The organism is Streptomyces sp. NPDC050263 (genome assembly GCF_040655955.1).
In the GTDB taxonomy this organism is placed as follows: Bacteria; Actinomycetota; Actinomycetes; order Streptomycetales; family Streptomycetaceae; genus Streptomyces.
This window is the reverse complement of record NZ_JBFAKW010000017.1, coordinates 1-21,119: the sequence shown is the minus strand read 5'-3', so window position 1 is coordinate 21,119 and position 21,119 is coordinate 1. Positions and strand designations below refer to the sequence as shown.

General features: G+C 71.7%; 16 protein-coding genes and 4 pseudogenes. 6 read left to right on the top strand and 14 right to left on the bottom strand.

All coding sequences use genetic code 11. The features are described 5' to 3' along the window. Positions 1-1,719, bottom strand: coding sequence for a GAF domain-containing sensor histidine kinase (locus tag AB0J04_RS10860; protein WP_363168032.1), 1,719 nt, complete (start codon positions 1,717-1,719; stop codon positions 1-3). A gap of 228 nt (positions 1,720-1,947) precedes the next feature. On the opposite strand from AB0J04_RS10860, the pseudogene AB0J04_RS10855 reads away from it, so the two are divergent. The 6 genes and pseudogenes from AB0J04_RS10855 to AB0J04_RS10830 form a co-directional block, all read left to right on the top strand. Next, positions 1,948-2,183 (top strand): annotated as a pseudogene (locus AB0J04_RS10855) (PEP/pyruvate-binding domain-containing protein); the annotation flags it as partial. A gap of 57 nt (positions 2,184-2,240) precedes the next feature. Continuing rightward, on the top strand, positions 2,241-2,609 hold the full coding sequence (locus AB0J04_RS10850) for a CBS domain-containing protein (protein WP_363168105.1): 369 nt from the start codon (positions 2,241-2,243) through the stop codon (positions 2,607-2,609). Positions 2,610-2,720: 111 nt separating this feature from the next. Continuing rightward, positions 2,721-2,912: pseudogene (locus AB0J04_RS10845) on the top strand (hypothetical protein); the annotation flags it as partial. A 159-nt stretch (positions 2,913-3,071) separates the two neighbouring features. Beyond that, positions 3,072-3,266, top strand: a pseudogene (locus AB0J04_RS10840) (hypothetical protein); the annotation flags it as partial. A 393-nt stretch (positions 3,267-3,659) separates the two neighbouring features. After that, positions 3,660-5,231 (top strand): oleate hydratase, encoded by a 1,572-nt coding sequence (locus AB0J04_RS10835; protein WP_363168031.1) that lies wholly within the window; start codon positions 3,660-3,662, stop codon positions 5,229-5,231. Positions 5,232-5,696: 465 nt separating this feature from the next. Continuing rightward, complete coding sequence (locus AB0J04_RS10830; protein WP_363168104.1) at positions 5,697-6,161, top strand: pyridoxamine 5'-phosphate oxidase family protein; 465 nt, start codon at positions 5,697-5,699, stop codon at positions 6,159-6,161. Positions 6,162-6,167: 6 nt separating this feature from the next. Here AB0J04_RS10830 and AB0J04_RS10825 read toward each other — a convergent pair whose 3' ends face one another. From AB0J04_RS10825 to AB0J04_RS10765, 13 genes and pseudogenes are all read right to left on the bottom strand, one after another. After that, a complete protein-coding gene (locus AB0J04_RS10825; protein WP_363168030.1) occupies positions 6,168-7,022 on the bottom strand; it encodes a universal stress protein in 855 nt (284 codons plus the stop codon). A gap of 50 nt (positions 7,023-7,072) precedes the next feature. Continuing rightward, positions 7,073-7,903, bottom strand: a complete 831-nt coding sequence (locus AB0J04_RS10820) for a universal stress protein (RefSeq protein WP_363168029.1) — start codon at positions 7,901-7,903, stop codon at positions 7,073-7,075. 179 nt (positions 7,904-8,082) lie between these two features. Further along, positions 8,083-8,523 carry a pyridoxamine 5'-phosphate oxidase family protein gene (locus tag AB0J04_RS10815; protein WP_363168028.1) on the bottom strand — a complete coding sequence of 147 codons (441 nt, stop codon included), beginning with the start codon at positions 8,521-8,523 and terminating at the stop codon, positions 8,083-8,085. A 112-nt stretch (positions 8,524-8,635) separates the two neighbouring features. Next, positions 8,636-9,310: a pyridoxamine 5'-phosphate oxidase family protein gene (locus AB0J04_RS10810; RefSeq protein WP_363168027.1), complete on the bottom strand. Its 675-nt coding sequence runs from the start codon at positions 9,308-9,310 to the stop codon at positions 8,636-8,638. Between the two features lie 19 nt (positions 9,311-9,329). Then, entirely contained in the window at positions 9,330-10,400 is a 1,071-nt protein-coding gene (locus tag AB0J04_RS10805) for a zinc-dependent alcohol dehydrogenase family protein (RefSeq protein ID WP_363168026.1), read from the bottom strand. A gap of 186 nt (positions 10,401-10,586) precedes the next feature. Then, a complete protein-coding gene (locus AB0J04_RS10800) occupies positions 10,587-11,084 on the bottom strand; it encodes a flavodoxin domain-containing protein (RefSeq protein WP_363168025.1) in 498 nt (165 codons plus the stop codon). A 16-nt stretch (positions 11,085-11,100) separates the two neighbouring features. Beyond that, a complete protein-coding gene (locus tag AB0J04_RS10795; RefSeq protein WP_363168024.1) occupies positions 11,101-11,838 on the bottom strand; it encodes a CBS domain-containing protein in 738 nt (245 codons plus the stop codon). A gap of 13 nt (positions 11,839-11,851) precedes the next feature. Continuing rightward, positions 11,852-14,560, bottom strand: coding sequence for a GNAT family N-acetyltransferase (locus tag AB0J04_RS10790; protein ID WP_363168023.1), 2,709 nt, complete (start codon positions 14,558-14,560; stop codon positions 11,852-11,854). Between the two features lie 153 nt (positions 14,561-14,713). Continuing rightward, entirely contained in the window at positions 14,714-15,499 is a 786-nt protein-coding gene (locus AB0J04_RS10785; RefSeq protein WP_363168103.1) for a glyceraldehyde 3-phosphate dehydrogenase NAD-binding domain-containing protein, read from the bottom strand. Between the two features lie 52 nt (positions 15,500-15,551). Continuing rightward, entirely contained in the window at positions 15,552-17,960 is a 2,409-nt protein-coding gene (locus AB0J04_RS10780; RefSeq protein WP_363168022.1) for a phosphoketolase family protein, read from the bottom strand. Positions 17,961-18,156: 196 nt separating this feature from the next. Beyond that, positions 18,157-19,039 (bottom strand): annotated as a pseudogene (locus AB0J04_RS10775) (universal stress protein). Then, positions 19,036-20,058 carry an alcohol dehydrogenase AdhP gene (gene adhP, locus AB0J04_RS10770; RefSeq protein WP_363168021.1) on the bottom strand — a complete coding sequence of 341 codons (1,023 nt, stop codon included), beginning with the start codon at positions 20,056-20,058 and terminating at the stop codon, positions 19,036-19,038. The pseudogene AB0J04_RS10775 and the gene adhP overlap by 4 nt, the downstream one beginning before the upstream one ends. A gap of 36 nt (positions 20,059-20,094) precedes the next feature. Beyond that, positions 20,095-21,000: a universal stress protein gene (locus tag AB0J04_RS10765; RefSeq protein ID WP_363168020.1), complete on the bottom strand. Its 906-nt coding sequence runs from the start codon at positions 20,998-21,000 to the stop codon at positions 20,095-20,097. Between the last annotated feature and the right edge of the window lie 119 nt (positions 21,001-21,119).

Here is a 21,119-nt window from a genome sequence, read left to right as displayed (position 1 = left end):
CTACTGCTTCCGCCCCGGTACCCGCCACACCAGCGCGGTGCCGCCGCCCTCGGGCTTCCCCAGTTCCAGTCGGCCGCCCAACTGCTCGGCGCGCTCCGCCATGTTGCGCAGCCCGCTGCGGCGGCCGTCGGCGGGGATGCCCACACCGTTGTCCGTGACCGACAGCCGTACCTCGCGCCCGTCCGTGGCCAGGAGTACGTCGGCGCGGTTCGCGCGGGCATGCCGAGCGATGTTGGTCAGGGCCTCGGACAGCACCGCCACCACGTGGTCGGCGATCTCCTTCGGTACGTCGGTGTCCAGCAGTCCCTCCATCCGGACGCCGGGGGCGAAGCCGAGGACCGGCGCGGCCTCCCCGACCACCCGTACGGCGCGCGCCCGCAGGCCGGCCTCCCCCGCACCCTGTCGGGTACGCAGGCCGAAGATCGTGGACCTGATGATCTTGATGGTCTCGTCGAGGTCGTCGACCGCGCGCACCACGCGTTCGGCGGCCTCCTCGTGCTCGATGAAACGGCCGGCGCTCTGCAGTGTCATGCCGGTGGCGAACAGCCGCTGGATCGCCAGGTCGTGCAGGTCCCGTGCGATACGGTCGCGGTCCTTGAGCACCGCGACCTCCTGGGCGTCCTGGCGGCGTTCCGCCAGCTCCATCGCGACGGCGGCCTGCGCGGCGAAGGCCTTCAGGGGCTCGGTCTCCGCCGTCGAGAAGACCGGCTCACCGGCCTTTCGCGCCAGCAGGACCACGCCTCGCGGACCCCCTTCGCCCGCGCCGATGGGCACGGCCACGGCAGGGCCGAGTCCGCCGAACCGCGGAGGCTCCAGGGAGATCCGTTCGTCGTGGCCCACGTCCGCGCTGGACACCGGGGCGGCACCGGAGAAGGCCAGCCCCATCAGGCTGCTGTCCATCGGCAGGACGAGGCCCCGGTGGGCCTCGGCGTCCGTACCGACGGCGATCTCCACGGCGAGCGACCGGGTGTCCGCCATGGGCAGCGCGACCGCCGACAGGGCGGATCCGGTGATCTCCCCGGCCCGTTCCGCGATCAGGGCGAGGACCTCGGTGCGGTCACTGCCTGACATCAGGCTGTGGGTGATGTCGGCGTTCGCCTGCAGCCAGCGTTCCCGCAGCCGGGACTCCTCGTACAGACGCGCGTTGTCGATCGCGACTCCGGCTGCCACGGCCAGCGTGAGCGTGACCGAGACATCGTCCTCGTCGAACTGGCTGCCGCCCCGTTTCTCGGTCAGGTACAGGTTTCCGAAGACCTGGTCGCGCACACTGATCGGGACGCCGAGGAAGGTGTTCATCGGCGGGTGGTGTGCCGGGAAGCCGTATGAGTTCGGGTGCTCGGAGATCTTCGCCAGGCGCAGCGGCTCGGGGTGGCGGATCAGCTCCCCCAGGATGCCGTGCCCCTCCGGATACGGGCCGATCCGGGCGATCTGCTCCTCGCTGACGCCGATCGTGTGAAAGGCCGACAGCCGCTTGCCGTCGGGACCGATCACGCCGAGCGCCGCGTACTCCGCGTCGACCAGTACCGCGGCGGCCTCCACGATGCTGAACAGGGCCTGCTCCAGATCCAGCTCCCGGCCTACCGACAGCACCGCCTCCAGCAGGCTGTGCACCCGGTCCCGTGTGCCGCGGGCCGCGTCCAGGCGGGCCTGGAGCTCCTCCAGCAGCTCGTCCAGCCTCAGCTGCGGCAGCCGTACGCGGGGCTCCTCGGGGCTTCCCACCGGTGATCCTCCAGGTCCCCTCAACGCACGGACACCCATTGGTCCGATCATGTGCCACGGTAGTGGTCCGCCACTGGCTGGGGAAGCGAATCGGGCCGAGTGCCCCCGGCTCGCTCTGACGCCTCCGGTTCAGCCGACGGCGGGCTCGGCCTGCGCCACTGCCCCCTGCGCGTCGCACCCCACGACGGGCGGATCAGGGCACATCCAACGGGAGAGGGACGGACCCGCGAGTCCTGGCAGGGCGAGCGCGCCCGGCTGTACCGCCGCCGCGAGCACATCCCGGACGACCTGGGCACCGCCGTCAACGTGCAGACCATGGTCTTCTCAATTTTGGGTTTGACTCCGGCAGCGGCGTCGCCTTCACCCGCGACCCGGCCACGGGACGGCCCGGCCTGTACGGCGACTACCTGGCGAACGCGCAGGGCGAGGACGTCGTGGCCGGCATCCGCAACACCGTTCCGCTCACTGCTCCCGCGGTCACCGTGCATCCGGAGCAACGGATCGCGGACGCCGCGCGCGTGATGGAGCGTCACGGGGTCGAACGCCTTCCGGTCGTGGACGAGGAGGACCGGCTGATCGGCATCGCCACCCGACGCGACCTGCTGCGCGTCTTCCTGCGCACGGACTGCGAGATCCGCCGGGAGGTCCACGACGAGGTACTCACCCACGCCCTCGGCCGACCGGACCACGGCGTGACCGTCTCGGTCCGCGACGGCATGGCCACGCTGGAAGGGCCCCTGGAGCACAGCGGAGACCTTCCGCTCGTGATCCGGCTGACGTATCGCGTGGACGGTGTGGTCGGCGTCGTCAACAGGCTGACCGCCCCCACCGCTTCGGGGCCGGTCGGCCCCGGCAAGGGACCGACGGGACCTGGGGCGGAACACCTCTGACGCGAGACGCTGCTGGTGGGAGCAGTATCGGACCCATCCCCCGCGGTTGCGCTCCCTCCCGGTGCCGCCGACCGCGCGGCACCGCCCTCTCGACGACGGAGGCTCGACCTCATGACCCGCCACGACGACCGCATCGCGACCACCGCCCCCGCCGCCGCGCCGTCCGACATCGGCATCGCGGTGGACCGCCTGGTGACGAACGGGCTCAAGGCACTCGCCGACTACGAGGCGCTCGATCAGGAGCAGGTCGACCACATCGTGAAGAAGGCCTCGGTCGCCGCCCTGGACCAGCACACCGAGCTAGTGCCGCGGCAGGCAACGTTCGCCCGTCAAGGAGCGGCGTTCGGTGCGTGCTCTCGGCGTGCCGGCCGGAAGTCCTCGTACTGGACGTACTTGGGCTTTCGGCCGGTGCGGCGAGAGTGCGTGCCGGGCGTCGCGACGGGGCGAACGTTGCCTGCCGCGGCACTAGCGCGGCTCGCGGTCGAGGAGACCGGGCGTGGCGTCTTCGAGGACAAGGCCGCCAAGAACATGTTCGCGTGCGAGTACGTCACGCACAGCATGGGCCCGATGAAGACCGTCGGCGTCATCGCCCGCGACGACATCGACGACATCGACGACATGACCGAGGTGGCCGAGCCCGTCGGCGTGGTGTGCGCGTTCGGCGGTCGTCAGGTGGTCGCGGCGGCCGAGGAGGCGACAGGCGCGGAGGTCGTCGACCGGCTTCAGGACCGGCTGCGCCGCCGGACCGGCCAGGCTGCCCACGCCTGGGACGACAGGAAACGGCCGACGGTCCCGCCGTGGCGCGGCGGAGGGGGGCGGCCGGTTCCCGGCGCAGGACCCGGCGGCGCGGCGGAGCACTCCGGTACAGCGTGACGAGAACAGTGGCAGTCGGTCCGGTCGGTCACGGTCCACCGACCGGACCGCCGGGACCCGGTTCGAGGGCCGACCGGACCAGTGAAGTGACCAACGGCCCACTGACGAGACCCCGGCCCGCGGGACACCGTGGAACCCACGGTTCCTGATCGGGCAGCGAGCACGAGGAGTTGTGTGATGGCGAAGGCATATCTGGTGGGCAGCGGAATCGCGGCGCTGGCCGCGGCGACGTTCCTGATCCGCGACGGCGGCTTCAAGGGCTCCGACGTCCAGCTCTTCGAGGAACAGCGGACCCTCGGCGGCAGCCTGGACGCCGGCGGCACACCGGACACCGGCTACACGATGCGCGGCGGGCGGATGTTCGAGGCCGAGTTCCGCTGTACGTACGACCTGCTGTCCGGCATCCCCACCCTCGACGACCCCGCCGTCTCGGTGACCGACGAGATCCTGTCCGGCCACGAGGACTTCGCCTGGGACGACATCGCCCGTCTCGTCGACGGGGACGGCAAGATCGTCGACACGACGTCGATGGGGTTCTCCGAGCGGGACCGTCTGGAGCTGGTCCGCTGCCTGGCCACTCCCGAGGGGCATCTGGACGGCAAGCGGATCACCGACTGCTTCGGCGAACACTTCTTCACCACCGACTTCTGGTTCATGTGGTGCACCACGTTCGCCTTCCAGCCCTGGCACAGCGCGATCGAGTTCCGCCGCTACCTGAGGCGCTTCGTCCATCTGTTCTCCGAGTTCGCGACCATGTCGGGCATCCACCGCACGCGCTACAACCAGTACGACTCCATCGTGCGGCCGTTGACAGCGTGGCTGCGCGAGCGCGGGGTCACCGTGCACACCGGCTGCCACGTCACCGACCTCGGGTTCACCCCGGGGGTCGGGAGCGGCACGGTCGAGACGATCTACCTGAGCAGGGGCGGCCGCGACGAGAGGATCACCGTCGCACCCGAGGACCTGGTGTTCGTCACCAACGGCTCCATGACGGACGCCTCCAGCCGCGGCTCGCACACCTGCGCGCCCCCGCCGGCCCCGCAACGCTCGGACGCCTGGCTGCTGTGGCACCGGCTGGCCCGCGGACGCGAGAACTTCGGCAACCCGAGCGCCTTCGACAAGCACGTCAAGGAATCCCGCTGGGAGTCGTTCACCGTGACGACCAAGGACCCCGCCTTCCTGAGGGCTCTGGAGGAGTTCAGCGGCCGTCCGACCGGCAAGGGCGGCTTGATGACCTTCACCGAGTCCAACTGGCTGCTCACCGTCGTCGCGGGCCGCCAGCCCGTCTACCGCGACCAGCCGGAGGACGTCGGCGTCTGGTGGGGCTACGGCCTGTTCCCCGGCCGCGCCGGCAACCACACGCCCAAGCCGATGACCATGTGCACCGGCCGGGAGATCCTCGAAGAGGTCCTGCACCATCTCCCCTTCGACGAGCGGACAGCGGCCCGGGTCCTGGCGACCTCCACCGTCGTGCCCTGCGTGATGCCGTACATCACCAGTCAGTTCCTGGCCCGCCGCCGCGACGACCGACCCCGGGTGATCCCGGAAGGGTCGGTCAACCTCGCCTTCATCGGGCAGTTCGCCGAGGTGCCCGACGACGTCGTCTTCACCGTGGAGTACTCCGTACGCACCGCCTGGGCGGCGGTGGCGCAGCTCCTGAAGCTGGACAAGCAGCCGCCGGGGGTCTACAAGGGCCACCACGATCCCCACGTACTGGCCGCCGCTCTGGAGACCATGCACCGCCGGTGATCATCAACGTCGCCTCGCTGAAGCGGCGGTGAGCCGTCGCGCCGGACGGTCCGAACCAGGCGGTCGGCAAACTGCCGCCACGTGCGGCCCGATGTCCGCCACGAAGACGATCGCGGCCGGCACTTCGCGGTCGCCGTGCCGACGCCGGCCACTGACGTGCAGCCGAAGCCGACGTCGTGACCGTCGTGAGGGACGTCCGGCCCCGCGGCCGAGGACCGTCGGCAGCTGCGGGAGCGCCGCGTTCCGAGAGACAGTGAGGACAGGAGCGGCACCGATCCCCCGCGGTGTCGCTCCGTTCACGCGCCACGCGATCAGGCGTGCGAGGCAGGGACCTTCGGACGCCGACCTGGGGCCGAACGGCCCTGGCGCGAGAAGCTCCCACACGGTTCGAATGGTTCGGTCAGACCCACGTGTGGCCGCGGGAGACGGAGAACTGTGAGCGACCCGACGATACGGACACCTGCCGTGGCCGGCGACGACGGCCGATCGGACACCTCGGAAGCACGCAGGAGTGTCGAGGTGGACGGCGTCGAGGCGCTGCGACTGCTGGGCAGCGTTTCCTTGGGGCGGATCGTCTTCACCCAGCACGCGCTGCCGACGGTCCGGCCGGTCAACCACGTCCTGGTCGACGGCGACATCGTCATCCGCACCCACGGTGACGCCGCGCTGACCCGGTACACCCGGCAGACCGGGGGTGAGGGCGCCGTGGTCGCCTACGAGGCCGACGACATCGACCCCGACACCCACCTTGGGTGGAGCGTGGTCGTCACGGGCTATGCGCGGCTGGTCACGGACCCGCGGGAACTGGCTCACTATCAGGCGTTGTTGCGTCCGTGGGGGTCACAGAGAATGGATCATGCCGTTCGCATCAGCCCCGATCTGATCACCGGGGTCCGCCTCACGGCCAACGGTCCGTCGCCGTCGGCCTGAACGGCGTCAGTCGTGCGGGACCACGGCGACCGGCGCGACCGCATGCTGCAGGACGGTGCGCGCCACCGGGCCGATGTACGGGCCGAGCGAGCCCACGCGGTTGCGGCGTCCCACGACGACCAGCGAGGCGTCACGCGAGACGTCCACCAGGTGCGCGCCCGCGTCCCCGATCACGGCCTCCTCAGTCACTTCGACGCCCGGGAACTTGCCCTGCCAGGGACGGAGCACGTCGGCCAACCCCTCTCGTGCGTCGGCCTCCGGTTCGCCGCCGTGGACCACACGCAGCCTTGCGGCCCGCCTGGCCGCAGCGGAGAACGCGAGCTCGAGGACACGGTCGTCGGGGCCACGCAGATCCAGTCCGAGCACCACATCACGGTACGGCGTCGGGTCGGCGGACCTGCCGAAGACACCCGGGCGGCACTCCTCTCCCGCGCGGTCCACACCGCGGACCAGAACGACCGGTCCCTCGGCCCTGGCCACGACCGCCAGGGCCACGGAGCCGAGCAGGACGCCCGCGACCCTGCCGAGGCCGCGCGATCCGAGCACCAGGAGTTCGGCCTCCCTCGCGATGGCGACCAGGGTCGGCACCGGTCGGCCGGCGACCTGCTCGGCAGTCACCTGTACACCGGGGTGGCGGTGGACCAGCCGGGCCTTCGCCTCGATCAGCAGGCGGGCGGACCGGTCCGCTCCCGGCGGGGGGATCAGTTCGCCCGCGAACGGGACGTAGTCGTGGGGTTGCTGCTCCCCCACGTGTACGACTCGGAGAGGAATCTCGAGCATCGCGGCCTCGCAAGCGGCCCAATCGGCTGCGGACAGGCTCTCGTTCGAGCCGTCCAGACCGAGGGTGACGGTACGGGACATGGGCGGGTCTCCTTCGGGAAGCGGCTCACGATGGCGCGGCAGCGGGCCGGTCACCTGTGGGGCACCACGACCACCGGGCAGTGCGCCCGGTGCAGCAGTGCGTGGGCGACCGGGCCCAGGCGCGGGCCGAGGACGCTCGTGCGGCGGTGGGCTCCGATGACGACGACCGCGGCCTCCTGCGTCGCCGCGAGCAGTTCGTCCGCGGGAGCGGCGCGGACCGTGTGGGCCTCCACCGTGACGTCGGGGTGCCGGTCCTGCAGTTGCGTGAGGGCGTAGCGCGGCACGGCTTCCTCCGCTCGGGCCTCCCTGGCCAGCCGTTCCTGGCCCGGACTGCGCGCCGGCACCAGGGAGGGCAGTTCAGGAGTGACGTGCCGATGACTCGGGCAATGCAGGACGCGAAGCCTCGCACCGCGCCGCTCGGCCTCCTGGAAGGCGTACGCCGCCGCCTGCTCGTCCGTGTCGTCCGCGAGGCCGAGCAGCACGTCCCGGCCGTCGTCGCATGCGTGGTCCCCTCGGACGACCAGGAGGGGTCCTTGCGCGAGCGCGGCCAGCCGCAGGCTCACCGAACGGAACGCCGGGCCGGTCAGCGCGCCCAGGCCGCGTGTTCCCACGACGGTGAGGTCCGCGTCCGCGCTCTCGCGCGTCAACGCACGCACCGCACCACCCTCCGCCGCGACGGTCTCCACGGGCAGGTCCGGATGCCGGGCGCGGGTGCGCGAGAGGGCGTAGCCCAGGACCGGTGCGGCCTCGTCGCGGTCGGGAACCGCGTACAGCACGCGCAGAGCGCTGCCGTGCCGGACAGCCTCGGCCGCGGCCCAGTCCAACGCCCTTACGGAAATGAGAGAGCCGTCCACTCCGACGACTGTGCGATGCGAGGTCATGGCCTACCTGTCCCTTCTTCGGGTGACCGTTCGATGCAAGCGGCGCTCGACGCACACGCCTGCCTCCGCTGACGATGCTCCTCGTGCTGCACCGCTCCGGGCAGCAGCCGGGAGAACCTGCGGAAAGGCCGAACGGCCCTTGTTCCAAGGGCCGTTCGGACCGCGCGAAGGCATGGTGCTCAGGAGGGAGGGTGCACTCCGTACAGGGTGCGTCCGCCGACGAGTTCGCGTCCGGTGACCAGTTCGGGGTCGATGCGCACGAAGACCTCCTGCGGCGCCGGCGCCCAGGAACGCGGTCCGGTCTGCAGCAGCCGTGTGTGCTCGGCGGGGTCGGTCACGAGGGTGGCCGTTCCCATGGTCACGACGCTCCAGCCGGACTGGGTGGCGGCGTCGACCTCGTCGGCCTCGAAGGCCACCACGGCTCCGTCGATCGCGCTCACCAGTGCCGACGAGGCCGAGGTGCGCACCAGCACCGCCCCGTCGTGGTCCAGGCGGAAGTTGACCGGCAGGACGGCAGGCAGCGCCTGCCTGGTGTACACGATGCGTCCCACTGGCACTGTGGCCAGCAGGCGCAGGCACTCCTGCCGGTCGAGTTCGCGGAATCCGTCGTTGGCGTCCATCTGCCTTCTCGTCTCTCACCTGACATCGCGGTACTGCACTGTCCATCGTCAAGCGGCGCCGGCATCGCCGGCCAGGGACCATCGGTCCCCGGCCTCCTGAGAAAGGCCCTGTTCAGACCGCGATGCGGCGGCCCGTGACGGCGTACGGTTCGATGCGCACCCACTGGTCGCGTCGGCCGCCGGTCCACGGCGCGCTGTACGCCTGCTTGGCGAGCCGACGCTCCTCGCCGGTGTCCGTCACCGTGCGGGCGTGGCCGCGCACCAACACGCTCCAGCCCTCGCTGAACACGTCGTCGATGCGGTCGACCTCGAAGGCGACCGGGCAGCCCACCCCGAGCGACGGTGTCGCCCCGGGCGCGGTGCGGAAGACGATCGTGTCGTCGACGACGCTGTAGTTCACCGGGACGATCACCGGCCCGAGCGCCGTGGACACCGCGAGGCGCCCCACACCGTGCGCCGACAACAGTTCGGCGCACTCGGCCCTGCTCAGCTCGGTGAATTCGGGAGCCCGCCCGGCCTGTCCGGGACCGGGCGGCAGATCGGCGTCGCCTCCGGTGAGCGCCGACACCGTGGTCCGCAAGACGGCCGCCAGCGCGAGCAGTGCGCCTCGGCTCGGCGCGGCGTCCGGGTGCTGCTCCAGGTGCGCCACATAGTTGGGGGCCATGCCCGCTCGGGCGGCCGTCTCCTCTCGCGTCAGCCCGAGCAGGGCGCGGCGTGCGGCGATTCGGCGGCCCAGGTCGCCTGAGGGTGCGCCCTCGGTCACGTTCGCCTGTGCGTGCTCGGCCATCGCCCGTCACGTCCTCTCGTCAGGTCGCCGGGACGGCGACCTCGTCGTGCGGCTGCCCACCGAGCACCACCTTGAGGGCGCCGGTTTCGGCGGCGCGGGCGAAGACGTCGTACGCCTCCTCCATGTGATCCAGCGGGAAGGTGTGGGTGACCAGCTGAGCGGTGGGCAGCCGGCCGGCGGCGGCCATGCGCAGCAGGGTGGGGGTGGAGTGGGTGTCGACCAGGCCGGTGGTGATGGTCACGTTCTTGATCCACAGGTCTTCGAGGTGCAGCGTGGCGGGCTTGCCGTGGACGCCGACGTTCGCCACGTGCCCCCCGGGCCGCACCATGCGCGTGCACATCTCGAAGCTCTCCGGCACGCCGACCGCCTCGATGACCACGTCGGCGCCGAGCCCGTCGGTCAGATCGGCGATCAGCTGCTCGGGGTCCTCCCGGGCGTCGGCCACGGCGTCGGCTCCGAGCTGCTTGGCGGCCTCCAGCCGGGAGGCGGCCAGGTCGACGGCGACGATCCGCTCGGGCGCGAACAGTCGCGCCGTGGCGATCGCCGCGAGTCCGATGGGACCGGCCCCGACGACGGCGACGGTGTCGCCCGGACGTACCCGCCCGTTGAGGACGCCGACCTCGTAGGAGGTCGGGAAGATGTCCGCCAGCAGGACTGCGTCCTTGCTCTCGACCGAGCTGGGCAGGGCGTGCACGGACAGGTCGGCGTAGGGGACGCGGACGTACTCGGCCTGAGTGCCGTCGATCAGGTGGCCGAGGATCCACCCCCCACCGCCCCGGCACTGGCCGTAACTGCCCTCACGGCAGTAGCGGCAGCGGCCGCAGGCGCTGATGCAGGAGACCAGCACCCGGTCGCCCGGATGTACGGTCCGGACGTCCCCGCCGACCTCCACTATCTCGCCGACGGCCTCATGGCCCAGGACCGTGCCCGAGCGCACCTCGGGGACATCACCCTTGAGTATGTGCAGGTCCGTGCCGCAGATGGTGACGGCGCCCACCCGCACGATGGCGTCGGTGGGCTCCTTGACTGCAGGGTCCGGGACCTCCTCCCAGGCGGACTGCCCGGGGCCGTGGAACACGAAGCCTTTCATGACGCTTCTCACCGTCCTTCGCTCGACTGAAGAGATTGCCCCATACGCCCATCTTGTCCGGTAATCGCCTGATCCGCTTGGGCCGTCCGGCCCCCTTCGCCCGCCGGACGGTCCCTACCGTCCGCGAGCGGTGAGAAGACCCCGTCGGGCCCACCTGAACAGGGGCCGAGCAGCTCCTCTCCTCCCCTACGCGTGCGTCAGGGCGTCGGCGATGCCTCCCGCCCAGGCCTCGATCGCGCCGAAGTCCCGGAAGTCGCCGCCCTTTCCGGAGCGGAGGATCATCCCGGCCACCCACCCCTTGGCACCGTCCTCCAGGCACCCTCCGAAGGTGACGTGGTCTCGGACCTCCAGTCGGCTCATGGCCTTCTGCACGCCCCGCACGGGCGGGATGTCCCGCTCGGAGGCGGAGGCGTCGAGCGGGCCGCTGCTGAAGAACCACACGGGCCGCTGCGCGAGGAGGACGCGGTTGCGGCGGACGAACCGCCGCGCGTCCTTGTGCCACCGCCCCGCGTAGAGCCCGCCGCCGACCACGACGGCGTCGTACCGCGCCACGCTCGTCACGGACCGGGCCGGACTCGACTCGACGGTCACTCCGCTCTTGCGCAGGACTTCGGCGACGGCTTCGGCGATCTCCGCCGTGGATCCGTTCGTCGTTCCGTAGGTGACCAACACGGTGTCGGTCATGGTGATCCGCCTCCTCTCACAGTCGGCGCAGCCAGTCGTCGGCCACACCGTGCATTGCTTGTGCCTGTTCCTCGGTGCGCAGACGGGCGTCGTCCAGTCGGTAGGTGAGCTTTCCGACCACGTCGACCACGCCGTCGATCCGGCGGGTCATGGACAGGGCGATCTCCGTCTCGCTCTTGCGTTCCATGTGTCCGGTGAGCGTGACGACGCCTTCCTCCACGGAGACCTGGACACTGCGCGGCGGCAGCCACAGCGCGCGCACCAGGACTTCCTGGATCACCTCGGTGCGGATCTCCTGGTCAGGTCGCAGGAAGACCTGGAGGAGATCGCGGCGGGTGACGATCCCGACGAGCCGGTTCTCCTCGTCGAGGACGGGAAGCCGTTCCACGTGCCGCTGGGCCATGGCGCGAGCGGCCTGGACGATGGTGTCGTCGGCGTGCACGGTGACAGGTGGCCGTGTCATGAGCTCACCGGCGGTGCGTGCCTTGCCCTTCGCGGTCCGACGCTTGGCGCCGGGCGTCAGTTCGGAGAACCTCGCGCGGTGCTTCGGCTCGTACGGGTCCGGAGCGGTCGCCTGGTGCATCATCAGGTCCGTCTCGGACAGGACCCCGACGACCTTGTCGTCCTCGTCCACGACCGGCAGTCCGCTGATCCGGTGGGCCGCCAGCAGTCGGGCCACCTCCTTGAACGGGGTGCCGTACTCGGCGCGGACGACGTCCGTGATCATCACGGAGCCGACCTTGTCGTGCCTCATGGTCGTTGCCTCCTCAGCGCAGTCGGCGCAGATACGGGTCCTGGGGGCGGCGCGGCAGCAGGCGTATCCGTGCGTCGAGCACGGTCACGCCGTCCGGTGTCGCCAGGACGGGGTTGAAGTCGGCCTCGGCGAGTTGCGGCAGGTCCGCCGCCATCCGGGACAGCCGCAGGAGCAGCTGTTCCAGTTCTTCGAGGTCGACGGGTGCGTTTCCGCCCGCGCCCAGCAGCAGGGGGGCGCACCGCGGCGAGGTGATCAGCTCGTGGACGTCGCGGTCGGTGAGCGGGGCGAGACGGCCCGCGTGGTCGGCGAGGACCTCGGTGGCGGTGCCGCCGAGCCCGAACAGGACGAGCGGCCCGAAGACCTCGTCCTGGACGACGCCGGCGAAGAGTTCGGTGCCTCGGGTGGCGAGGGGTTGCAGGACCACGCCGGTCATCAGCCCGGCGAAGCGGGTGTCCAGGTCGCGGAACGCGGCCCGCACCTGAGCGTCACCACGCAGGTCCAGGTGGACCGCTCGGTGCTGCGACTTGTGCAGCAGCCCGGGCCAGTGGGCCTTCATGACCACCCGGCCGTCGACGCCACGCAGCCGGTCGGCGGCGAGCACGGCCTCGTCCTCGCTCTCGGCCCACGCCCAGGGGATCTGTGGGACGCCGTAGCAGGCCAGCAGGTCGGCGCAGGTGCGCGGGTCGAGCCAGCCTCCGTCGGGCCGCGTGGCCAGGTACTCGGCCACGACGGTGCGCGCCCGCTCGGTCTCGATGTCGTCGAGGTGGGGGACGACGCCGGCGGGCCGGGCGAGCCAGGCGGCACGCTCTGCGGCGTGCGCCAACGCGCGGGCCGCCCCCTGCGGTTCGGCATAGGAGGGGATCGTGCCGCCGTCCGCGGCGGGCAGCAACCGGACGGACCGCTCCTGCTCCAGACGGACGGCGAGCACGGGCCGCGCCCGTCGGCCGGGAGCGGCAGTGACGGCCCGCACCAGGTCGTCACCGGTGGCGGCGGCGACCGCCGTCGGCACGAGGGCGACGATGACGGCGTCGATGCCGGAGCACCGGGTCAGGCGGTCGACGCACTCCGTGAGCTGTTCCTCCGACACGGCGGCGGTGGCGTCGATCGGGTTGCCGATGGCGGCGCCGTCCGGCAGCACGGCGAGCAGTTCGTCGATCACCGCGGGGGTGAACGGGGGAAGCGTGAGTCCTGCCTCCGCGCAGGCGTCGGCGGTGAGCACTCCGGCGCCGCCCGCGTTGGTGACGATCGCGACGCGGCTGCCTTCCGGCAGCGGCTGGGAGTGCAGCAGGGCGGCCGTTTCGAGGAGCTCGCCGACCGAGCGGGTGGCGGTGACGCCGGCCTGGGTGAACAGCGCGCCGCGGGTCATGGTGCGGGTGGCGGCGGCCGCCGTGTGGGAGGCGGCGGCCTTGCGTCCCGCCTCGGTGCGGCCGGCGTCGACGGTGAGCACCGGGATGCGGCGCGTGACGCGGCGGGCGGTGCGGGAGAAGGCGCGCGGGTTGCCGAAGGACTCCAGGTGCAGCAGGGCGAGGTCGGTGCGTCCGTCGCTCTCCCACCACTGGAGCATGTCGTTGCCGCTGACGTCGTACTTGTCGCCGAGCGAGACGAAGGAGGAGACGCCGATGCCCAGTCGGGACAGTCCGTCGAGCAGCGCGATGCCGACCCCGCCGGACTGCACGGCGACTCCGGCCGTCCCGGGGCGGGGGTGCTCGGCGGCGAAGGTCGCGTCGAGGCTCACCTCCGGCTCGGTGTTCGAGATGCCCAGGCAGTTGGGGCCGACGAGGCGCATGCCGTAGGTGCGGCAGGCGGTCAGCAGGGCCTCCGCCTGCGTGTGGTCGAGGCCGGCGGTGACGACGACGAGGGCGCGCACCTCGGCCCGGCCGCACTCGTCGGCGACGGCCGGTACCGCGGTGGCCGGCACGGCCACGATCACCAGGTCGGGGGGCATGGGCAGCGCCGCGACGGACGGATAGGACGGCACCCCGAGCAGCGACGTGACTTTGGGGTTCACGGCGAACAAGCGCCGGGTGAAGCCGCCCGTGTGCAGGTGGTGCAGGATGGCCCGGCCCACAGACCCGGGGGTCCGTCCGGCGCCGACCACGGCGACCACGGACGGCCGCAGCAGGGGCAGCAGGCTGGCCACGTCGGCGGACCGGCCCCGGGCCTCGACGGCCGACAGGTAGGTGTCGTCCTGGTCGAGGTGGACGGTGCAGCGCACCTCCGGCCCCTCGAAGCGGCGGGAGGTGCGCAGGCCGAGGTCGGCGAAGAGGCGGAGCACCTCGTGGTTCTCACTCAAGGCGTCGGCGGTGAAGGTGGTGATGCCCTCCGCCCGCGCCGCCGAGACCAGGTGCTCGACGAGCAGGGTGCCCACGCCCCGGTGGTGCAGGCCGTCGGCGACAGCGATGGAGATCTCCGCGCCGGCCTTGTCCGCGCCGTCCTTCGCACCGCCGGTGTCGTACTCGGCGAGGCCGATCACCCTGCCGTCCACCTCCGCCAGCAGGGCCCGGTACCCCGGGCGGGCCGGGGCGCAGGCCCGGTCGGCGGCCATCGCGGCCGAGCGCCGACTCGCCGCGAAGAAGCGCAGGCGGAGGTTCTCCGGCGACATCTCCGCGTAGAGCCCTCGCAGCTGTTCGCGGTCACCCGGCAGCACAGGCCGGATGCACACGGTGGCGCCGTCCGCGAGCAGGGCGTGGACCGTGGGCCGGTCGAGCAGGTCGTCCGTCATCGCGGGTCTCCTCCATAACTCTCGATACTTCGATCGTCCGGCGGAGCGGAGGAGGAGCGCATGGGCTGTACGGGGCCGCCCCGGGGCCGGTCGGCCCTCCTGTGGCCGCCGACCGGCCCCGCTTCCGCTGTTACGACGAGCGGTCGGGACGCGTCAGTCGTCAGCCACCGGCGCCGTCAGGTCCAGGAGGCGGTTGGTATAGCCCCACTCGTTGTCGTACCAGCCGAAGACGTTGACCAGCGTGCCGTTGGCCTGGGTCAGTGCCGGGTCGAAGATGCAGGAGGAGGGGTCGCCGATGACGTCGCGGGAGACGATCGGGGCCTTCGAGACGCGCAGGATGCCATTGAGCGGACCGTCCGCGGCCGCCCCGAACGCGGCGTTGATCTCGTCCGCACTCGCCTCCCGGGTGAGGACGATGGCGAGGTCGGTGAGCGAGCCGTCCTCCACGGGCACCCGGACCGCGACCCCGTCCAGCGCGCCGGCCAGCTCCGGCACCACGAGGCCCACGGCGCGGGCGGTACCGGTGATGGTGCTGGTGCTGCTCAGGGCGGCCGAGCGGGCCCGGCGCAGGTCCTTGTGCGGGCCGACCAGCAGGGACTGGTCGTTGGTGTAGCCGTGGATGGTGGTCATCATGCCTCGCTCGCTGCCGAAGGCTTCGTGGAGCACCTTCACCATCGGGGCGACGCGGTTGGTGGTGCAGGAGGCGGCGGAGACGATCCAGTCCCGGAACCGCCTCGTGTTCGACGTCGCGCGTCCGATGCGTCCGAACGTGGAGTCGTACTCCAGCTGGGGTCCCCCCGGACGAAGTCTGGGGGAGGCCAGGGTGGCGGGTGAGGTGATGTCGTTGACGGCGACCGCCTCGACGTCCTGGGTGCCTTCCTCGGCCCGGTCGAGGGCGGCGCGCAGACAGGTGCGGCCGATGCGGCCGAAGCCGTTGATTCCGACGCGTACGGTCGTGGCGGTGAGTTCCTTCCGGAAATGAGGGGCGGGGTCAGGCGTTCCAGGTCCAGTCGGCGACCTCGGGCAGGTCGGTGCCGTGCTCGCGGATCCAGGCCTGGTGCCGGGTGCGGACGTCGGCCATCTGCTGCCGTACGGCGGCGGCGCGCACGGCGAGCCCGGGGACGCGGTCGATGACGTCCATGACCAGCCGGTAGCGGTCGAGGTCGTTGCGGACGACCATGTCGAAGGGCGTGGTCGTGGTGCCGGACTCCTTGTAGCCGCGCACGTGCAGGTTCCTGTGACCGGTGCGGCGGTAGGCCAGGCGGTGGATCAGCCACGGGTAGCCGTGGTAGGCGAAGATCACCGGCTTGTCGGTGGTGAACAGGCCGTCGTACTCGAAGTCGCTCATGCCGTGCGGGTGTTCCTCGCGCGGCAGCAGCCGGGTCATGTCGACCACGTTGACGACGCGGACGGCGAGGTCGGGCAGGTGTCGGCGCAGCAGCTGGGCGGCAGCCAGCACCTCCAGGGTGGGCACGTCGCCGGCGCAGGCGAGGACGACGTCCGGCTCGCCGCCGTTCTCCGTGCCTGCCCACTCCCAGACACCGGCGCCCCGGGCGCAGTGCTCGCGGGCCGCGTCCATGGACAGCCAGTCGAAGCAGGGCTGTTTGCCGGCGACGATGACGTTGACGTAGTCGCGGCTGCGCAGGGCGTGGTCGGCCACGGACAGCAGGGTGTTGGCGTCCGGCGGCAGGTAGACGCGCACGACTTCCGGGCTCTTGTTGAGGACGTGGTCGACGAAGCCGGGGTCCTGGTGGGAGAAGCCGTTGTGGTCCTGACGCCACACGTGCGAGGTGAGCAGGTAGTTGAGGGAGGCGATGGGCGCGCGCCACGGCAGCTCCCTCGATGTCTTCAGCCACTTGATGTGCTGGTTGACCATGGAGTCGACGATGTGCACGAAGGCCTCGTAGCAGGAGAACAGTCCGTGCCGGCCGGTCAGCAGATAGCCCTCGAGCCAGCCCTGGCAGGTGTGCTCCGACAGGATCTCCATGACCCGGCCGTGATGCTCGAGGTGCTCGTCGACCGGCAGGTGCTGGGCCTGCCAGGCCTTTCCGCTGACGTCGAAGACGGCCTGAAGACGGTTGGAGGCGGTCTCGTCGGGGCCGACGAGACGGAAGTCCCGGCGTGTACCCGTGTCCTTCATCACCCGGGCCAGGAGGTCCCCCAGGACCCGGGTCGGCTCGTGCAAGGTGGTGCCCGGCTTGTCGACGGGCACGGCGAACTCGTCCAGCGGTGCGATGGGCAGGTCGCGCACGAGCAGCCCGCCGTTGGCGTGCGGGGTGGCGCCGAGCCGCTGGGCGCCGTCGGGGACGCAGGCGAGGACGTCGGCGACGGGACTGCCGTCGGCGCCGAAGAGTTCCCGGGGCCTGTACGAGTGCAGCCAGGCCTCCAACTGGCGGAGGTGCTCGGGGTTCTCCCGGACGCCGGCCAGCGGGACCTGGTGGGCTCGCCAGGTGCCCTCGACGGGTTCCCCGTCCACCTCGGCGGGGCCGGTCCAGCCCTTCGGGGTGCGCAGCACGATCATCGGCCAGTGCACGCGCTCGGTGACACCGTCCTCGCGGGCGGTCTGCTGCATCACGGCGATGCGGTCCAGGGCGTCGTCCATCGCCGCCGCCATGGCCCGGTGGACCTGGAGCGGGTCGTCGCCGGTCACATGGATCGGGTCGTGGCCGTATCCCCGCAGCAGGTCGTCGAGTTCGGCCTCCGGGATCCGGGCGAGCACCGTCGGGTTGGCGATCTTGTAGCCGTTGAGGTGCAGGATCGGCAGGACGGCGCCGTCGTGCACCGGGTCCAGGAACTTGTCGGAGTGCCAGGAGGCGGCCAGCGGCCCGGTCTCGGCCTCGCCGTCCCCGATCACACAGGCGACCAGCAGGTCCGGGTTGTCGAAGGCGGCGCCGTAGGCGTGGGAGAGGGAGTAGCCGAGCTCACCGCCCTCGTGGATCGAGCCGGGCGTCTCCGGGGCGACATGACTCGGCACACCGCCCGGGAAGGAGAACTGCCGGAAGAGCCGCGCCATGCCCTCCCCGTCCCTCGGCACATCCGGATACGTCTCGCTGTAGCTGCCCTCCAGCCAGGCGTTGGCCAGGATGGACGGCCCTCCGTGGCCCGGTCCCCAGACGCACAGCGCGTCGAGTCCGCGCGCCTTGATCACCCGGTTGAGGTGGGTGTACACGAGGTTGAGGCCGGGCGAGGTGCCCCAGTGGCCGAGCAGTCGCGGTTTGATGTGCTCCGGCTTCAGGGTCTCGGTCAGCAGCGGGTTGGACATCAGGTAGATCTGTCCGGCGGCCAGGTAGTTGGCGGCCCGCCAGTGCGCGTCCAGGGTGCGCAGTTCCTCGTCGGAGAGTTCGGAGAGTTCGGAGAGTTCGGAAAGTACGGGGGCGTCCTGGTGTTCGACCTTGGACATGGGTGGCACTCCGGAAGTCGTCGGCGTGGCGTTCATCGGGCGGTGGACGGCGGTATGGCGGGCAAGAAGGCGGCGGTGCCGGAGCAGGCGTGGGAGAAGGCGGGCAGCGGACCGGCTGCGTACGCCCGCCGCGTGATCCGAGGACCCGCGTCCCCGACCACGCGGAGAGCCTCTGAGCAGCCGGCCCTCTCTCATCTCACACCTGCTCGGGTACGACCGCGACGGCGCAGGCGGAGTGGTGCAGCACCGCGTGGGCCACGCGCCCCAGCTGGAGCCCGAGGTGTCCTGGGTTGCGCCGGGCGCCGACCACCAGCAGGTCCGCCTCGTGCGAGGCGTCCAGCAGGACCCGGCGGGCGGGGCCCTCGACCGTGCGTCGGTGCAGGTCCACATCCGCCGGTGCGTCCTTCAGCGCCTTGTCCAGGACCTCGACGGCATGCTGCTCGTGGAGCCGCGCGGGTTCCCCGGCGAGCAGGGGGTGGTCGGTGGTCTCGTGCGCGGGGCACCGCCAGGCCCGTACGGCGTCGAGGGTCGCGTGGCGCAGCTTCGCCTCCTGGACGGCGAATCGCAGGGCGGCGGAGTCCGTCGCCTGCTCGCCGACGCCCACGACGACCCGACCGCGCGCGGCTGCCCGGACCCGGTTGTCGTGGCTGCCGCGCAGCACGATCACCGGGCAGTCCGCGTGGGCGGCGACGGTCAGGCTGACCGAGCCGAGCAGCATCTCGACGAAGCCGCTGCGGCCGCGGGTGCCGAGCACCAGTGCGCAGGCGTTGCGTCCCTCGCGGACCAGGGCGTACTCGGGCTCCTCCGGCAGTACGTCGGTGGACACCTCGACGTCCGGGCGGCGCATGCGGGCGCGCTGCGCGGCGGTCCGCACGATGTCCTCGGCCGTGACCTGCTCGGCCGGCTTGTCGAGATCCCCTGCGAGGGACTCGCCCTCGTAGCGCTCCCAGAGGGAGGCGTACACCAGCCGCAGCGGCCGCCCCGCGCAGGGCGGCTTCGTCGGCCGCCCAGTCGACGGCCCGCAGACTCGGTTCGGAGCCGTCCACGCCGACGACGATCGGGAGAACCACGGCGCTCACCGTCCCGCGTCCAGGTCGAAGACGATCCGGGCCTTGACCTCGCCGCGCAGCACCTCGTCGATGCAGTCGTTGACGGAGGCGAGAGGGCGGGCCTCGTAGATGACCTTGGTGCGGCCGGCCGCGTGCAGTTGGAAGACCTCGGCGAGGTCCTGCCGGGTGCCGACGATCGAGCCGATCACCGAGGTGCCGTTCAGGACGGTGTCGAAGATGGGGACGCGGACCGTGCCGTGCGCGGGCAGAGCCACCATGACCAGCTTGCCGCCGCGCCGCAGACCGGAGTTGACCGCCTCGAAGGCCGCGTCGTTCACCGCGAGCGCGATGGCCGCGTGGGCGCCGCCGTGCCGCTTGAGCACCTCGCCGACGTTCTCCTTGCGGGCGTCGATGACGATGTCCGCGCCGAGTTCGGCGGCCAGCGCGAGCTTCTCGTCGGTGACGTCGATCGCCGCGACCGTGGCTCCGGCGATCTTCGCGTACTGCACGGCGAGGTGGCCGAGGCCGCCGACGCCGGAGATCGCGACGAGCTGCGTGGGCCTGACGTCGGCGACCTTGAGCGCCTTGTACGTCGTCACCCCCGCGCAGGTCAGCGGAGCAGCGTCCAGGGCGGTGATCCCGTCGGGCACGGGCTGGGCGAAGTCGGCCCAGGCCAGCATCTTCTCGGCGTACCCGCCGTCGCAGCCGTAGCCGGTGTTGACCTGCTGCTCGCACAGCGTCTCCCAGCCGGACAGGCAGTGCTCGCATCGCCCGCAGGCCTTGCCGAGCCACGGGACGGCGACCCGCTGCCCGACGGACAGGTGGGTGACGCCGGCGCCGAGCGCCTCCACCAGGCCGACGCCCTCGTGTCCGGGGACGAACGGCGGGTTCGGCTTGACCGGCCAGTCGCCGTGCGCCGCGTGGATGTCGGTGTGGCACAGCCCGCACGCCTCCACCCGGACACGGACCTGGCCGGGGCCGGGCTCCGGATCGGGGCGCTCCTCGATGACCAGAGGCTCGCCGAACGCTCGTACGACCGCTGCCTTCATGGTTCTCTTCTCCTCGAAGTGGTGGGTGGGGGTGGGTCAGCCGTGGGGGACGACGGCGACGGGGGCGGTGGAGTGGTGCAGGACGGCGTGCGTGACATGGCCGATGTGGGCGCCGAACGGGCTGCGGCGGACGCGCCGGCCCACGACGACGAGGGAGGCCTCGCGGGAGGCGTCCACGACGTGGACGGCAGCGCTGCCGTAGCGGGACTCCTCGACGACCTCGACGTCCGGGTACTTGTGCCGCCAGGGCCGCACCACCTCGGCCAGCGCCTCGGCGTCGCCGAGGGCCAGCGCCTCGTGCAGTGCGGGGTTGGCGGGCGCGCCGTACGCGTAGTACGGAGGCGGGTTCCAGCCGTGCACGACCCGCAGAGACGTCGCGCGGCGCTTGGCAGCGTCGAACGCGAACTCGATCAGCGTCTCGTCCGGGTGCTCGACGTCGAGTCCGAGAACCACGGGCCGGAACGGGGTCGCGGCGGAGGGAATACCGACCGGGTCCGGCTCGTGCTCGTCGGCGGCGACCTCCAGCGCGCGGACCAGCACCACCGGGCGGTCCGCGTGCGCCACGACGGCCAGGCCGACCGAGCCGACCATGAACCCGCCGATTCCACTGAAGCCTCGGCATCCCAGGACCAGCAGGTCGGCGCTCTTCGCCGCCTCCGCGAGGACGTCACGCGGGTGGCCGGCGATCTGCTCGCGGATCACCTCGACGCCGGGGTGGCGCAGGCTGATGCCCTCCGCAGCCTCGCGCGGGATCCTCTCGGTCCAGTGCTGCTGGGTCTCCGCTCCGAGAAGCGGGGCCTGAGCCATGGGCTCGGGCACCGGCTCCCACACGTGGACGAGTTTCAGAGGCAGGTCGCGCAGTTCCGCTTCGCGAGCCGCCCATTCCGCGGCGGCCCGGCTCTCGAGCGAGCCGTCGAGACCTACGGTGATGGTACGGAGCATGATCTCCACCTCCAGGGGCGAGGGATCCGATTACAGAATCGTCTTCGGGCGGTTCCTCGTGCAGGGGCCACTGGTCCCGGATCGGGGCCGAGCCGTGCAGGGGGCCGGTCGGCCCCGAT

Coding starts and splice junctions, on each gene's coding strand:
- AB0J04_RS10850 (WP_363168105.1), top strand. CDS start 2,241: ATGGAGCGTCACGGGGTCGAACGCCTTCCGGTCGTGGACGAGGAGGAC.
- AB0J04_RS10835 (WP_363168031.1), top strand. CDS start 3,660: ATGGCGAAGGCATATCTGGTGGGCAGCGGAATCGCGGCGCTGGCCGCG.
- AB0J04_RS10825 (WP_363168030.1), bottom strand. CDS start 7,022: ATGTCCCGTACCGTCACCCTCGGTCTGGACGGCTCGAACGAGAGCCTG.
- AB0J04_RS10820 (WP_363168029.1), bottom strand. CDS start 7,903: ATGACCTCGCATCGCACAGTCGTCGGAGTGGACGGCTCTCTCATTTCC.
- AB0J04_RS10815 (WP_363168028.1), bottom strand. CDS start 8,523: ATGGACGCCAACGACGGATTCCGCGAACTCGACCGGCAGGAGTGCCTG.
- AB0J04_RS10810 (WP_363168027.1), bottom strand. CDS start 9,310: ATGGCCGAGCACGCACAGGCGAACGTGACCGAGGGCGCACCCTCAGGC.
- AB0J04_RS10805 (WP_363168026.1), bottom strand. CDS start 10,400: ATGAAAGGCTTCGTGTTCCACGGCCCCGGGCAGTCCGCCTGGGAGGAG.
- AB0J04_RS10800 (WP_363168025.1), bottom strand. CDS start 11,084: ATGACCGACACCGTGTTGGTCACCTACGGAACGACGAACGGATCCACG.
- AB0J04_RS10795 (WP_363168024.1), bottom strand. CDS start 11,838: ATGAGGCACGACAAGGTCGGCTCCGTGATGATCACGGACGTCGTCCGC.
- AB0J04_RS10790 (WP_363168023.1), bottom strand. CDS start 14,560: ATGACGGACGACCTGCTCGACCGGCCCACGGTCCACGCCCTGCTCGCG.
- AB0J04_RS10780 (WP_363168022.1), bottom strand. CDS start 17,960: ATGTCCAAGGTCGAACACCAGGACGCCCCCGTACTTTCCGAACTCTCC.
- adhP (WP_363168021.1), bottom strand. CDS start 20,058: ATGAAGGCAGCGGTCGTACGAGCGTTCGGCGAGCCTCTGGTCATCGAG.
- AB0J04_RS10765 (WP_363168020.1), bottom strand. CDS start 21,000: ATGCTCCGTACCATCACCGTAGGTCTCGACGGCTCGCTCGAGAGCCGG.